The sequence below is a fragment of the Saccharothrix hoggarensis genome (assembly GCF_052936025.1).
The window spans coordinates 1308585-1323245 of the sequence record NZ_CP193624.1 but is presented as its reverse complement, the minus strand read 5'-3'; the positions used below and the strand labels follow the sequence as shown (position 1 = coordinate 1323245).

The 14661-nt window shown below is 71.5% G+C and carries 10 protein-coding genes; 4 read left to right on the top strand and 6 right to left on the bottom strand.

Annotated elements, in window-relative coordinates:
- Positions 1-3 precede the first annotated feature (3 nt).
- The 3 genes from ACRAKH_RS06430 to ACRAKH_RS06420 all read left to right on the top strand — a co-directional run bounded on the left by ACRAKH_RS06430 (position 4) and on the right by ACRAKH_RS06420 (position 3042).
- The gene (locus tag ACRAKH_RS06430; protein ID WP_380718826.1) at positions 4-885 is read left to right on the top strand and encodes a mechanosensitive ion channel family protein; all 882 of its coding nucleotides are present in this window, start codon (positions 4-6) and stop codon (positions 883-885) included.
- A 117-nt stretch (positions 886-1002) separates the two neighbouring features.
- A complete protein-coding gene (locus ACRAKH_RS06425; RefSeq protein WP_380718709.1) occupies positions 1003-1389 on the top strand; it encodes a globin in 387 nt (128 codons plus the stop codon).
- A 57-nt stretch (positions 1390-1446) separates the two neighbouring features.
- Positions 1447-3042 (top strand): glycoside hydrolase family 13 protein, encoded by a 1596-nt coding sequence (locus ACRAKH_RS06420; RefSeq protein ID WP_380718707.1) that lies wholly within the window; start codon positions 1447-1449, stop codon positions 3040-3042.
- An 86-nt stretch (positions 3043-3128) separates the two neighbouring features.
- Here the strand turns inward: ACRAKH_RS06420 and ACRAKH_RS06415 are convergent, their stop codons facing one another.
- Genes ACRAKH_RS06415 through ACRAKH_RS06395 form a run of 5 tightly spaced genes read right to left on the bottom strand, consistent with a single transcriptional unit; the run spans position 3129 to position 7714 of the window.
- Positions 3129-3755 carry a hypothetical protein gene (locus ACRAKH_RS06415; RefSeq protein ID WP_380718705.1) on the bottom strand — a complete coding sequence of 209 codons (627 nt, stop codon included), beginning with the start codon at positions 3753-3755 and terminating at the stop codon, positions 3129-3131.
- Entirely contained in the window at positions 3748-4179 is a 432-nt protein-coding gene (locus ACRAKH_RS06410; protein WP_380718703.1) for an acyl-CoA thioesterase, read from the bottom strand. Before ACRAKH_RS06410 ends, ACRAKH_RS06415 begins: the two co-directional genes overlap by 8 nt.
- Before the next feature lie 51 nt (positions 4180-4230).
- Positions 4231-5148, bottom strand: coding sequence for a DNA glycosylase AlkZ-like family protein (locus tag ACRAKH_RS06405; protein ID WP_380718701.1), 918 nt, complete (start codon positions 5146-5148; stop codon positions 4231-4233).
- Positions 5145-6152 (bottom strand): LacI family DNA-binding transcriptional regulator, encoded by a 1008-nt coding sequence (locus tag ACRAKH_RS06400; RefSeq protein ID WP_380718699.1) that lies wholly within the window; start codon positions 6150-6152, stop codon positions 5145-5147. The genes ACRAKH_RS06405 and ACRAKH_RS06400 overlap by 4 nt, the downstream gene beginning before the upstream one ends.
- An 11-nt stretch (positions 6153-6163) precedes the next feature.
- Positions 6164-7714: a glycoside hydrolase family 13 protein gene (locus ACRAKH_RS06395; RefSeq protein ID WP_380718696.1), complete on the bottom strand. Its 1551-nt coding sequence runs from the start codon at positions 7712-7714 to the stop codon at positions 6164-6166.
- Between the two features lie 218 nt (positions 7715-7932).
- On the opposite strand from ACRAKH_RS06395, the gene ACRAKH_RS06390 reads away from it, so the two are divergent.
- Positions 7933-9498, top strand: coding sequence for a carbohydrate-binding module family 20 domain-containing protein (locus tag ACRAKH_RS06390; protein WP_380718694.1), 1566 nt, complete (start codon positions 7933-7935; stop codon positions 9496-9498).
- A 178-nt stretch (positions 9499-9676) separates the two neighbouring features.
- Here ACRAKH_RS06390 and ACRAKH_RS06385 read toward each other — a convergent pair whose 3' ends face one another.
- Positions 9677-14653: an NAD-glutamate dehydrogenase gene (locus ACRAKH_RS06385; RefSeq protein ID WP_380718692.1), complete on the bottom strand. Its 4977-nt coding sequence runs from the start codon at positions 14651-14653 to the stop codon at positions 9677-9679.
- Positions 14654-14661 lie beyond the last annotated feature (8 nt).

Genomic DNA, 14661 nt, shown 5'->3' with positions numbered 1-14661 from the left:
GTGCTGGACGTGGAGTCGACCCTCGCCGTCGACTGGTGGGTGACGAACGGGCCGAAGTTCGCCGCGAGTGCCCTGAAGATCGCGTTGATCGTGGTCGTCGCGGTGGTGGTCCGGTTCCTGCTCCGCCGGTTCATCGACCGGATGACCCGCGGCAACGGCGACCGGAAGCCCAAGCTGCTCAAGCCGCTGCGGGAACGCGCGCCCCAGGCGTTGGGCGCGCTGGTCTCCGAGCGGCGCGAGCAGCGGGCCAAGACCATCGGCTCGGTGCTCAAGTCGTTCGTCACGATCTTCGTGTTCGGCGTGGCGTTCATCCAGATCCTCACCGAGCTGAACATGAACCCCGCGCCGATCCTGACCTCGGCGGGCATCCTCGGCGTGGCGATCGGCTTCGGCGCGCAGAACCTGGTCAAGGACTTCCTGTCCGGCATGTTCATGATGCTGGAGGACCAGTACGGCGTGGGTGACGTGGTCGACCTCGGTCCGGCGACCGGCACGGTGGAGGCGGTGGCGCTGCGGATCACCACGATCCGCGACACGAACGGCACCGTCTGGTACGTCCGCAACGGCGAGATCCTGCGCGTCGGCAACTCGTCGCAGGGCTTCGCGGTGGCCGTCGTCGACCTGCCGCTCGGGTACGGGGCGAACCTGTCGTCGGCCGCCGAGGTGCTGACCAAGGCGGTGGTCGAGGCGACCGCCGAGGAGTCGCTGGCCAAGGACGTCATCGACAAGCCGCAGGTGCTCGGTGTGGAGAAGGTCACGCCCGAGGGCATCACGATGCGCGTGACGGTGAAGGTGCGGCCGGGTCGGCAGTGGGCCGTCCAGCGCGCCCTGCGGGCCAAGCTGATGCCCGCCCTGGACGACGCGGGCATCTCGCTGAAGTCCTGACCCGGCCGGCCCGGGGGTGTCGCGGCGCACGGTCGCGCGGCGCTCCCGGGCCCCCGCCGGCGGGCGTCCGGACCGGGGGCGTGGGACTCACCCCCGCGGCTGAGGCAGGATGGAGGGGTGACCACTCCTCCGGAGAACTTCTACGAAGCAGTGGGCGGGTACGAGACGTTCCACAAGATCGTCGCGCGCTTCTACGAGGAAGTCGCCGCCGATCCCGTCCTGCGCCCGATGTACCCCGAAGAGGACCTGGGCCCCGCCGAGGAGCGGTTCCGGCTGTTCCTGATGCAGTACTGGGGCGGCCCGCACACGTACTCCGACACGCGCGGTCATCCTCGGTTGCGGATGCGCCACGGTCCGTTCGTGATCGGTCCCGTCGAGCGGGACGCCTGGTTGCGCTGCATGAAGGTCGGCGTCGACTCGGTCGACCTCTCCCCCGAGCACCGTCAGCAGCTCTGGGCGTACCTGGAGATGGCCGCCAACAGCATGATGAACGCTTGGGTGTGATCTTTGATCACCCGAACGGGGTCGTGGTGTCCGACGCGAATGGCAGGATGACGTCTCGTGCGACGATCCTCCGACCTACAACCAGAGATCGCCGACGACTCCGCCTGGTGGCGTGACGCCGTCTTCTACCAGGTCTACGTCCGATCCTTCGCCGACGCGAACGGTGACGGCGTCGGCGACCTCGACGGCATCCGCTCCCGGCTCGGCTACCTCGAACTGCTCGGCGTGGACGCCCTGTGGCTGACGCCGTTCTTCACCTCGCCCATGGCCGACCACGGGTACGACGTGGCCGACCCGCGTGACGTCGACCCGCTGTTCGGGGACCTGGCCGCGTTCGACCGGCTGGTCGCCGAGGCGCACGCGCACAACCTCCGCGTCACCATCGACCTCGTCCCGAACCACACCAGCGACCGGCACCCCTGGTTCCAGGCCGCGCTGCGGGCCGGGCCGGGCTCGGCCGAGCGGGACCGGTTCGTGTTCCGCGACGGCGGCGGGTTCGACGGTTCCGTGCCGCCCAACAACTGGCCCAGCCAGTTCGGCGGCCCGGCGTGGACCCGCGTCCCGGACGGGCAGTGGTACCTGCACCTGTTCGCGCCCGAGCAGCCCGACCTGAACTGGGACAACCACGAGGTCGCGGCCGACCTGGCGCGCACGCTGCGGTTCTGGCTGGACCGCGGCGTCGACGGGTTCCGGATCGACGTCGCCCACGGGATGGCCAAGCCCTACGGGTTGCCGAACATGGACCCGCGGGCCGAGCTCGGCTCCGGCGTCATGCACGACAACGCGGTGGACCCGCGGTTCGACAACGACGGCGTGCACGAGGTGCACCGGATGATCCGCAAGGTCCTCGACGAGTACCCGGGTCGGATGGCCGTCGGCGAGATCTGGGTCAAGGACGACGAGCGGTTCGCCCGCTACCTGCGGCCCGACGAGCTGCACCTCGGGTTCAACTTCCGGTTGGCCGAGGCGCCGTTCGACGCGGACGCCGTGCGGACCGCCATCGAGCACTCCCTGGGCGCGGTCCGGGGCCTCGGCACGCCGCCCACGTGGACGTTGTCGAACCACGACGTGGTGCGGCACGTGACCCGGTACGGCGGGGGCGCGCTCGGCGAGCGGCGGGCGCGGTCGATGACGCTGGTGGAGCTGGCGCTGCCCGGCGTCGTCTACCTGTACAACGGCGAGGAGCTGGGGCTCCCGAGCGTCGAGCTGCCCGACTGGGCGTTGCAGGACCCGATCTGGCAGCGGTCCGGGCACACCCGGCGCGGGCGGGACGGGTCGCGCGTGCCGCTGCCGTGGGAGGGCGACACGCCGCCGTTCGGCTTCTCCCGGGCGCCGGCCACGTGGCTGCCGCAGCCGAACGAGTGGGCGGGCCTCACGGCCGAGTCGCAGCTGGAGGACCCCGGCTCGATGCTGTCGTTCTACCGGCACGCCCTGGAGCTGCGGAAGTCGCACGGCGCGTTCAACGGCGACGAGCTGGAGTGGTACGGCGCGCCGGCGGGCTGCTTCGCGTTCCGCCGCAAGGGCGGCGGGTTGATCTGCGCGCTGAACACGTCCGGCGGCCCCGTGCCCCTGCCGCCCGGCGAGGTGCTGCTGTCGAGCGGCCCGATGGACGGCGCCCAGCTGCCGCCCGACACGGCCGTCTGGCTGGTCTGACGACGTGCCGCGGCCCCCGCCTCGGGTGAGGCGGGGGCCGCGTGCGACGGCCGGGTCAGCCGAGCTGCCGGGCAGCGGCGCGCGGGTCAGACCAGGAGCGGCAGCATGGAGTGACGGCGGCGGACCACCGCGCCGAACCGGGCGTCGATGCGCAGCCACGAGTCCGTGGCCGTGATGCGGACGTCGTCGCCGCCCAGGAAGCCCATGCCGGACAGCGCGAACAGGCACCGCATGGGCACCTTCACGTCCAGCCCGGAACCGCTCACCGTCAGCACGGTCTGGTCCAGCAGCGACGCGGGCGGCGTGCCGCGCGGGCCCGCGTTCTCCCGCGCCACCTCCACGCCCTTCTCCGCCAGCTCCGACACGACGCTGCCGGGCAGCCGGTCCACCGGCAGCCAGCCCGCCGACGGCGGCAGCGCCGACCGCCACATCATGTCCCGCGCCGGACCGGGGTCGACGGTCTCGCTGCGCACCACGGCCAGGCCGGTGAGCAGGTCGTTCGCGGACACCGTGACGTCGCCGGGCGTGATCTGCCCGGCCACCGTCCGGGTGGCCAGCGCGTCGAACGGGGTCGCGACCCAGGCGTCGACCAGGCCGCCCGACGCGCGGTTGCGCAGGCGCACCACCGCCTGGGCGTCCAGGCGCACGGCACGCGCGACGAACGCGCCGAGGTCGTCCCGCTCGGCGGGGTCGGCGAGGACCAACTCAGGCACCATTACCTCCGGCACGCCAGCCCGCGAGGAAGTCGCGCTCGGCTTCGAGGAGACGGCGCGGACGTCCGGCCGTCAGGTTGTACGGCACCATAAGGGTCTCCGCCGTCGCGACGACAGCGCTGCCCTCCCGGCGGCCGTCGCGGACCGCGTAGTCGAGCGTGAACGACGCCGACTTCAGCTCCCGCACCGACATCTCCACCACGATCTCGGCGCCGGTGAACACCAGCGGCGTCAGGTAGTCCACCACCAGCCGGGCCACCACGACGCCCTTCGCCATGTCCGGCACGCCGTGCCGCTCGGCTTCGGTGAACAGCAGGTCGATCCGCGCCTCTTCCAGCAACGTCACCGTGTTGGCGTGGTTGACGTGGCCGTAGGCGTCCATGTCCGACCAGCGCGGCCGCACACCCGTGACGAACACACCCAACTTGAACGCGCCTCCTGGTGTCGTTGCGGTGGCAGTGACCCTATCCACGTGCTACACCCAGGTTAAGTCGGGCTGGACATCGAGGAATCGGCCCAGGTCAGCGACCTCGTCGGCGATGTCGGGACGGTCGCCGAACGGGTGCACGGAGAACCGCGCGCCGTCCCGCCGCCACACCGCGACCACCCGGCCGTCCACCACGACGTGCGGGGTCACGAAGCCGCCGCCGGTCTGGACGAGCGGCACGTGCTCGGGCGCGAGCGCGGCGGACCGGTCGCGGTAGCCGAGCAGGTAGGGGTCGAAGTGGCCGAGCATGCGGACCGCGCCGCTCGGCTCGGCCGGTTCGTCGGCCACCTCGGGCAGGTCCCGGAGCCGCTTCTTCGGCAGGCCGCTCCACGCGGCGAAGTCGTCGGGCGTCGCGGGGCCGTAGGCACGCCGGTAGCGCCGCCACAGCTCGTCCACGCCGCGCGGCTCGACCTCGACGTCCAGCAGGCGGTAGGTGTCGTCGAGACCGCGGCACAGCACGCCGGAGTGGGCGGCGAACGCCAGCAGGTGCGCTGGCGCCTGCGACTTCGGGTCCAGGGCGATGCCGACTTCGGAGAGGCGGGCGACGACGTCGGCGCGGGCCAGCGGTTCGGTGAGGACTTTGCGGAGCGCGGGCAGCGCGCGTTCGCACAGCTCGTCGGTGAGGCCGAGCTGCTCGCGGCGACGCCGTCCGGCGGCGATGAACGTCGGCCCGAGGAGGTCCACCACCCACAGGTCGTCCTCGTGGAGCAGGTGGAGGGTGCCGCGCATGGCCCACGTGCGCACCAGAGGGCCGTCGAGGGACCGCACGCCCCTGGCGCGCGCCGCGAGCCGTGCCGCGGGGACGTCCTGCGCCTGCAGGGCGAAGACGGAGGCGAACAGGTCCGTCACGTCGGTCGCGGGGTGCGAGAGGCGTTGCGCGCGCATCCGCTGTGCCGACGCGGTCATCTCGGACGGGCGCCCGTCGACCCGCGCACCACCAGCTCGGGCTGGAACACGAACTCGGCGTGCGTGCCCGAGAAGGAGCTCACCGACGTGCCGCCGATCTCCTCCAGCAACGCGTGCACGGCGGCCTGCCCCATCGCCTCGACGGGCTGGCGGATCGTCGTCAGCGGCGGGTCGGCGAACACGATCAGCGGCGAGTCGTCGAAGCCGACCACCGACACGTCCCGCGGCACGGACAGGCCGCGCTGGCGGGCCGCCCGGATCGCGCCGAACGCCATCAGGTCGCTCCCGCACACGATTGCCGTGCAGCCGCGGTCCAGCAGGGCGTTGGCCGCCGCCTGCCCGCCCTCGACCGTGAACAGGGAGTGCTCCACCAGCTCGGCCGCCTGCGGGCGGGCGAGCGTGAAGCCCTCCACCATGCGCTGGGCGGGCACGAACCTCGGCGGGCCCACGGCCAGGCCGATCCGCTCGTGCCCCAGCTCCACCAGGTGCGAGACGGCGAGCCGGACGGCCACCCGGTTGTCCACCGACACGAACGGCGCGGACACCTGGTCGGTGTAGCCGTTGATCATGACGAACGGCACGCCGCGCCCGGCCAGCTTGACGTACCGGTCCTTGTCGGCGGTCGTGTCGGCGTGCAGGCCGGACACGAAGACGATGCCGGTGACGCCGCGGTCGACCAGCATCTCGGTCAGCTGGTCCTCGGTCGACCCGCCCGGTGTCTGCGTGCACAGCACCGGCGTGTAGCCGTCCCTGGTCAGCACCTGCTCGATGACCTGCGCGAACGCCGGGAAGATCGGGTTGTTCAACTCGGGGGTGATCAACCCGATCAACCCGGCGCTGCGCTGGCGGAGCCTGGGCGGCCGTTCGTAGCCGAGGACGTCCATCGCGGCCACCACGGCCTGGCGGGTGGCGGCGGAGACGCCCGGCTTGCCGTTGACCACCCGGCTGACCGTCGCCTCGCTCACGCCTGCCTGGGTCGCGATGTCACTGAGCCGCGCTGTCACACCGGGTGACTCTACGGGCGCGCGATCCACACGGTCGTGTCCGCCGGCACGAGGACGTCCCCGTCCTCGGTCGCACAACCACCCGAGGCGAGCACCACCTGCCCGTCCACGGCCACCCGTGCCACGTCCGGGCCGAAGTTCACCACGCACGTGAACCCGCCGCGGCGGAACGACAGCACGCCCTCCGGCGCGTCCAGCCACTCGACCTCGGAGCCCGCGCCCAGGTCCGGCTGCTCCCGCCGCACGCGCAGCGCGCCGCGGTACAGCTCCAGCACCGAGTTCGGGTCGCCCCGCTGCTCCTCGACGCTCAGCCCGGCCCAGTCCGCGGGCTGCGGCAGCCACGAGCCGCCGTCGCCGAAGCCGAACGACGGGCCGTCCGCCGTCCACGGGATCGGCACGCGGCAGCCGTCACGGCCCCGGTCGGTGCGGCCCGAGCGCTCCCACACCGGGTCCTGGAGCACGTCCTCCGGCAGGTCCAGCACCTCGGGCAGGCCCAGCTCCTCGCCCTGGTAGACGTACGCGCTGCCGGGCAGCGCCAGCATCAGCAGCGCGGCGGCCCGCGCCCGCGCCACGCTGCCGTACCGCGTCACGTGCCGCTGCACGTCGTGGTTGGACAGCACCCACGTGGTCGGCGCGGACACCGGCCTCATCGCGGCCAGCGAGTCGTCGATGACCTGCCTCAGGTCGGCGGCGTTCCACTCGGCGGTCAGGTAGTGGAAGTTGAACGCCTGGTGCAGCTCGTCGGCGCGCAGGTAGCGGGCGGTGCGCTCGGGGCTCGGCGTCCACGCCTCGGCCACGCCGATCCGGCTGCCGGGGTACGAGTCGAGCACCTTGCGCCAGTCGCGGTAGATCTCGTGCACGCCGTCCTGGTCGAAGAACGGCAGCGCCTCCGTGCCCAGGAGCTTCAGGTGGCCGGGCGTGCCCACGTCCGGCAGGCCGTCGGCCTTGACCATGCCGTGCGCGACGTCGATGCGGAAGCCGTCCACGCCGAGGTCGAGCCAGAAGCGGAGCACGTCCAGGAACTCGTCGCGGACCTCGGGCTGGTCCCAGTTCAGGTCCGGCTGCTCGGGCGCGAACAGGTGCAGGTACCACTGGCCGTCGGGGACCCGCGTCCACGCGGGGCCGCCGAAGACGGACTCCCAGTCGTTCGGCGGCTGGTCGCCGCGGCCGTCGCGGAAGTGGTAGCGGGCGCGCTCCGGCGAGCCGGGGGCGGCGGCGAGGGCCTGCCGGAACCACTCGTGCTGGTCGCTCGTGTGGTTCGGGACGAGGTCGACGATCACCTTGATGCCGAGGGCGTGCGCGTCGTCGACCAGCGCCTTGGCGTCGTCGTTGGTGCCGAACAGCGGGTCGACGGTCCGGTAGTCGGCCACGTCGTAGCCGCCGTCGGCCATCGGGGAGCGGTAGAACGGCGTGATCCACACCGCGTCCACGCCGAGGTCGGCGAGGTAGGGCAACCGGGAGCGGATGCCGGGCAGGTCACCGACGCCGTCGCCGTTGGAGTCGGCGAAGCTGCGCACGTAGACCTGGTAGATGACGGCATCGCGCCACCAGTCCTGCGTCATGGGGGTGTCCTTCCGGATCGGTTCCGCCGGAGGGCAATGAAATACTTTGCAAGTGTTTTCAGCAAGTCTGCCACCTGGTATGACCTAGGACACATCCCTGCCACCTAGGAGACACCGTGGTTTCCGCTAGTCGACGCGCTTTGGGCGCGATAGCCCTCCTGCTGTTCAGCCTTTTGGCGGTTCCGCAAAGTTTTGCAACGCCACCGTCCGCGAAGGACGTGACCGCGACCCTGTTCCAGTGGCCGTTCGCGCGAGTGGCTTCGGAGTGCACGAACGTCCTCGGGCCCCGCGGCTACGGGTTCGTCGAGGTGTCACCGGCCACCGAGCACATCCAGGGGTCCCAGTGGTGGACCTCGTACCAGCCCGTCAGCTACCGCATCGCCGGGCGCCTCGGCGACGAGGCCGCGTTCCGGAACATGGTCAACACCTGCCACGCGGCGGGCGTGAAGGTCATCGCGGACGCGGTGATCAACCACATGAGCGCCGGGTCCGGCACGGGCACCGGCGGCTCGTCCTACACCAAGTACAACTACCCCGGCATCTACAGCGACCCGGACTTCCACTCGTGCCGGTCGCACATCAGCGACTACCGCAACCGCGACAACGTGCAGAACTGCGAACTCGTCGGGCTGTCGGACCTCAACACCGGCAGCGACTACGTGCGCGGCCGGATCGCGTCGTACCTCAACCACCTGATCTCGCTCGGCGTGGACGGGTTCCGGATCGACGCGGCCAAGCACATGGCGGCGACCGACCTGTCGGCGATCAAGTCGCGGCTCAGCAACCCGAACGTGTTCTGGGTGCACGAGGTGATCTACGGCGCCGGCGAGGCCGTGCAGCCGGGTGAGTACACCGGGTCGGGCGACGTCGACGAGTTCCGGTACGCGTACGACATCAAGCGGATCTTCCAGAACGAGAACCTGGCGTACCTGAGCACGTTCGGCCAGTCGTGGGGCTACCTGCCGAGCGGGCAGGCGCGGTCGTTCGTGGACAACTGGGACACCGAGCGCAACGGGTCCACCCTGACGTACAAGGACGGGTCCACCTACACGTTGGCGAACGTGTTCATGCTGGCGTGGCCCTACGGCGCGCCGAACGTGTACTCGGGGTACGAGTTCACGAACCACGACGCCGGGCCGCCGTCCGGGTCCGAGTGCTACACCTCGGGGTGGAAGTGCCAGCACCGGTGGACGCAGATCGCGTCGATGGTCCAGTTCCGCAACGCCGTGGCCGGCACGTCCGTCGTCAACTGGTGGGACAACGGCGGCGACGCGATCGCGTTCGGCCGGGGGAACAAGGGGTTCGTGGCGATCAACCGCGAGGCGACGTCGTTGACGCGGACGTTCCAGACGTCCCTGCCGGCCGGCTCGTACTGCAACGTGCAGCGCGACGGGTGCGTGGCGGTCACCGTGGGGTCGAACGGCCAGTTCACGGCGACGTTGGGAGCCGGTGAGGCGGTGGCGCTGCACGTCGGCGCGCCGGCCGGCGGCAACCCGCCGCCGGCGGCGTCGGCGACGTTCGCGGTGAACGCGACGACGACGTTCGGGCAGACGATCCACGTGGTCGGCGACCACCCGTCGCTGGGTTCCTGGAACCCGGCCGCCGCGGTGCCCCTGTCGTCCGCGACCTACCCGACGTGGCGGGGGTCGGTGTCGCTGCCGGCCGGGACGACGTTCCACTACAAGTACATCCGGAAGGACTCCGGTGGCGCGGTGACGTGGGAGAGCGGCACCAACCGCTCCGCCACGTCACCCGTGACGCTGTCGGACACCTGGCGCAACTAGGCCCGGTCGGGACGCGGCTGTTCCGATTGTTCGGCGAGGGGCCGGCACGGTTCCCTCGCCGCAGGTCGGCCGGCGGTCCGGCAGGCCGGCCGCAGGTCGGCAAGGCGGACAGCCGGCGGCAGCCGGGGCGGACCGGCGGTGGGTGCGGAACCTGCGTGGTCCCGCACCCACCCCGCCGCTAACGGATCAGGCTGCGGACCTGGCGGGCGGCCACCGACAGCGTCGCCAGGTCCAGCTTGGTCACGCGGTTGATCTCCGCCAGCGCCGCACGGGCGCGGCTGAGGCGGGACGCGTTGGCCTGCTCCCACTTCACGATCTTCTCCGCCGGGGTGTCGCCCGGGTCGCCCGACCGCAGCACGTCGACCGTGATCGAGCGCAGCGACGAGTAGAAGTCGTCCCGCAACGCCAGCCGCGCCAGCGAGTGCCAGCGGTTCAGGCGTTCGAGGCTCGACACCGAGCTGAGCATCCGGTCCACGTCGAGGTGCTCCGACAGCGCGAAGTACAGCTCCGCCGTCTCCTCGTGCGTCCGCTCCTGCCCGACGGCCTGGCCTTCCTCGCGCTCGGCGAGCTCCGCCACCTCCGTCACGTCCAGCAGCCCGTAGGTGAACAGCAGCCCGGCGATCCGCCGCGCCAACTCCTCCGGCACGCCCCGCGACACGAGCCGCTCGACGTGCTCGAACACGGACTCCTTCTCGTGCCCCTGGAGCATGTCGATCGTGCGCGGCACGAGGGCTTGGACGACCGGGGCGAACCGGCTGATCGTCGACCCGACCGCCAGCGGCTGGGGGCGGTTGGTGAGCAGCCAGCGCGACGCGCGGTCCAGCAGGCGACGGGTTTCCAGCACCATGTCGTCCTGCACGTCGGTCGCCACGACGTTGTCCAGCGCCCGGATCTCCCGCCACAGCGACGGCAGGTCGTAGATCGCGGTCACGACGGTGTAGGCGCGCACGGCGTCCGTCGCCGACGCGCTGATCTCCTCGGCCAACCGGAACGCGTACGACACGCCGCCGCCGTCCACGACCTCGTTGACCAGCACCGTCGTGATGATCTCGCGGGACAGCGGGTGGTTGCCGATGGCGTCGGCGAACCGCTCGCGCAGCTCGCTTGGGAAGTAGTCGGGCAGCCGTCGCGCGAGCACGTCGATCGTCGGCAGGTCGCTCGCCAGCACCTCCTCCTTCAACGCCAGCTTGACGTGCGCGAGCAGCGTGGCCAGCTCCGGCGACGTGAGGCCGTCGCCCGCCTTCTCCAGCGCCTTGAACTCCGCGACGCTGGGCAGGCCTTCGAGGGTGCGGTCGAGCGCGCCGCGCTGTTCGAGGTCGGCGACGAGCCGCGCGTGCACCGACAGCATCGGCGCGGCGTGCGCGCGGGACACGCCGAGCACGGCGTTCTGCGAGTAGTTGTCGGCCAGCACGAGCCGGCCGACCTCGTCGGTCATCTGGCCGAGCAGCTCGTTGCGCCCGTCCTGGTCGAGCCTGCCCTCGCGGACCAGCTCGTCCAGCAGGATCTTGATGTTGACCTCGTGGTCGGAGCAGTCGACGCCGGCGGAGTTGTCCAGCGCGTCGGTGTTGACCTTGCCGCCGTGCCCGTCGGGTCCGCCGGCGCGGGCGAACTCGATCCGGCCGCGCTGGGTCAGCCCCAGGTTGCCGCCCTCGCCGACGACCTTCACGCGCAGGTCGGCGCCGTTGACGCGGATCGCGTCGTTGGCCTTGTCGCCGACCTCGGCGTGCGACTCGGCGCCCGCCTTGACGTACGTGCCGATGCCGCCGTTCCACAGCAGGTCGACCGGCGCCTGCAGGATCGCCTTCATCAACTCCGGCGGCGACAGCTTCACCACGCCCTCGGGCAGCCCCAGGGCCTCGCGGACCTGGTCGCTGACCGGGATCGACTTCGCCGACCGCGACCACACGCCGCCGCCCTCGCTGATCAGCGAGCGGTCGTAGTCGTCCCACGACGAGCGGGGCAGCTCGAACAGGCGCTTGCGCTCGGCGTACGACGGGGCCGCGACCGGGTTCGGGTCGATGAAGACGTGCCGGTGGTCGAACGCGGCCACGAGCCGGATGTGCTCGGACAGCAGCATGCCGTTGCCGAACACGTCGCCGGACATGTCGCCGACGCCGACGACGGTGAACTCCTGCGACTGGGTGTCGACGCCCAGCTCGCGGAAGTGCCGCTTCACGCTCTCCCACGCGCCCTTGGCCGTGATGCCCATGGCCTTGTGGTCGTAGCCGACCGAGCCGCCGGACGCGAACGCGTCGCCGAGCCAGAAGCCGTAGGACTTCGCGACCTCGTTGGCGATGTCGGAGAACGACGCCGTGCCCTTGTCCGCCGCCACCACCAGGTACGCGTCGTCGCCGTCGTGCCGGACGACCTGCGGCGCGGGCACGACCGCGCCGGCGCTCAGGTTGTCGGTCAGGTCCAGCAGGCCGGAGATGAACTGCCGGTAGCACGCGACGCCCTCGGCCGTGAACGCCTCGCGGTCCATCCCCGGGTCGCCCGTCGGGGCCGGCGGCTTCTTCACCACGAACCCGCCCTTCGCGCCGACCGGCACGATGACCGCGTTCTTCACCGCCTGCGCCTTCACCAGGCCCAGCACCTCGGTGCGGAAGTCCTCACGACGGTCGGACCAGCGCAGACCGCCGCGCGCCACCGGGCCGAACCGCAGGTGCACGCCTTCGAGCCGCGGCGAGTACACGAAGATCTCGAACCGGGGCCGCGGCTGCGGCAGGTCCGGGATCGCCTGCGGGTTCAGCTTCACGGCCAGGTACGGGCGCGGGTTGCCGTCGGCGTCGCGGACGAAGTAGTTCGTGCGCAGCGTGGCCTGCACCAACGTGAGGAAGCTGCGCAGGATGCGGTCCTCGTCCAGGCTGGTCACGGCGTCGATCAGCGCGGTGATCTCGTCGACCAGGTGCTCGGTGCGGCCCACGCGCTGGTCGTCGCTCAGCGCCGGGTCGAACCGCGCCTCGAACAGCCGCACCAGGGCCGTGGCGACCTCGGTGTGCGCGAGGACGGCGTCCTCGATGTAGTCCTGGCTGTACGTGGCGCCGGCCTGCCGCAGGTACTTGGCGTAGGCGCGCAGCATCGCGGCCTGCTGCCACGTGATGCCCGCCTTGAGCACGAGCGTGTTGAAGCCGTCGACCTCCGCCTCGCCGCGCCACGCGGCGGCGAACGCGTCCTGGAACCGGGTGCGCACCGACTCCAGGTCCTCGCCGGACAGCTTGTCGAGCGTGACCTGGTCGATGCGCAGGCCGAAGTCGTAGATCCAGCACTCCACGCCGTCGTCGCGGGTCAGCTCGTACGGGCGCTCGTCCACCACGACCACGCCCATGCGCTGCAACATCGGCAGCACGTCGGACAGCGTCAGCCGGGCTCCGACGAGGAACAGCTTGAACCGCCGCTCACCCGGCTCGGCGTCGCGCGGCACGTAGAAGGCCAGGTCCAGCTCGCCCGGGCCGAGGGCCGCGATGCGGCGGAAGTCCGCCAGGCCCTCGGCCGCGGTGAAGTCCTCCTTGTAGGCCTCCGGGAACGCGGCGGCGAACCGCTGGCCCTGCTCGGACGACGACTCCGCGCCCAGCCGGGTGCCGTGGTCGTCCAGCACCGCCTCCACCATGCGGTCGTCCCACGACCGGATCGCGTCGGCCAGCAGCTGCTGGATGTGGCCGGTGTCGGGCTCGACCTGGCGGGACGGGTCGGTGTGCACCATGAAGTGCACGCGGGCCAGCGCGGACTCGCCGACGCGGGCGCTGTACTCCAGGTTCAGGCCGCCGAGCTGGTCGATCAGCACTTCCTGCATGGCCAGGCACGACGTCGTCGTGTAGCGGTCGCGCGGCAGGTAGACCAGGCACGAGTAGAACCGGCCGTACGGGTCGCGGCGCAGGAACAGCCGCAGCCGGCGGCGCTCGGCGAGGGCGATCACGCCCGTGACGGTCTGGTAGAGCGTGTCCGTGTCGACCGAGAACAGCTCGGTGCGCGGGTAGTTCTGGATCACCTCCAGCATCCGCTGGCCCGAGTACGAGTGCAGCGGGAAGCCGGCGCGGTGGATGACGTCGCGGACCCGGCGCTCGATGGCCGGGATGTCCAGCACATCCTCGTGCAGGGCGGTGGTCGAGAAGACGCCGAGGAACCGGTGCTCGCCGGTGACGTTGCCGTCCGCGTCGAACGTCTTCACCCCGACGTAGTACGGATAGACCGACCGGTGGACGCTCGACTGGGCACTGGCCTGGGTCAGCACCAGCAGTTCGGGTGACAGCGCCTGGGCGCCCGCGTCCGGGCCGGCGGTGAGGCTGCGCGCCGCGAGGCTGTCCTGTCTGAGCACGCCCAGACCACTCGCGAGGACCGCGCGCAGCGCCGGTTCGCCGCCGGTCGACGGGTCGTCGCGGACCAGCTCGTACTGGCGGTAGCCGAGGAACGTGAAGTGGTCGTCGGCGAGCCAGCGCAGCAGCTTCGCGCCGTCCAGCACCTCGTGCTCGGGCAGCGGCGGCGGGCTCTTCTCCAGCTCCTCGGCCAGGTGGAGGGCCGTGCCGGTCATCTTGTCGGTGTCCTCGACGACCTCGCGGACGTCGTTCAGGACGGTGTGCAGCTTGGTTTCCAGCTCCCGCGCCCGACCGGGGTCGGTCAGCAGGTCCACCTCGATGTACATCCACGACTCGGCCAGCGCGTCGCCCGGCGGGTCGGCCGGGTCGGCGGTCGGCAGGACCTCCAGGAGCGCCCCCGTCACCAGGTCCCGGCGCACCACCACGATCGGGTGCACCACCCGCTGCACCTGCACGCCGCCGCGCGTCAGCTCGGACGCCACCGAGTCGACCAGGTACGGCATGTCGTCCGTGACGACCTGCACCACCGTGGCCGGGCACGTCCAGCCGTCGTCCCCGCGAGTCGGGTTGAGGATGCGCACCACCGGACGACCAGGCACCCGGGTCTCGGCGAGCTGGTAGTTCGAGCGCACCGCGCCCACCAGGTCCACCGGGTCGTCGTCGTTGACTTCCTCGGCGGGGACGTGGCGGTAGTACAGGCGGATCAGGTCGGCGAGCTCGGGGGCGTTGGCGGCGGCCCGTTCGATCAATTCGTCACGGGCTTGTTCGGGACTGGCCGTGCTGGCCGCGCCGGCGGTGTGCCGGGCGGCTTGCTCGGGTCGGGACGGGACTCCAGTCGAGGTCATGTTCAGGC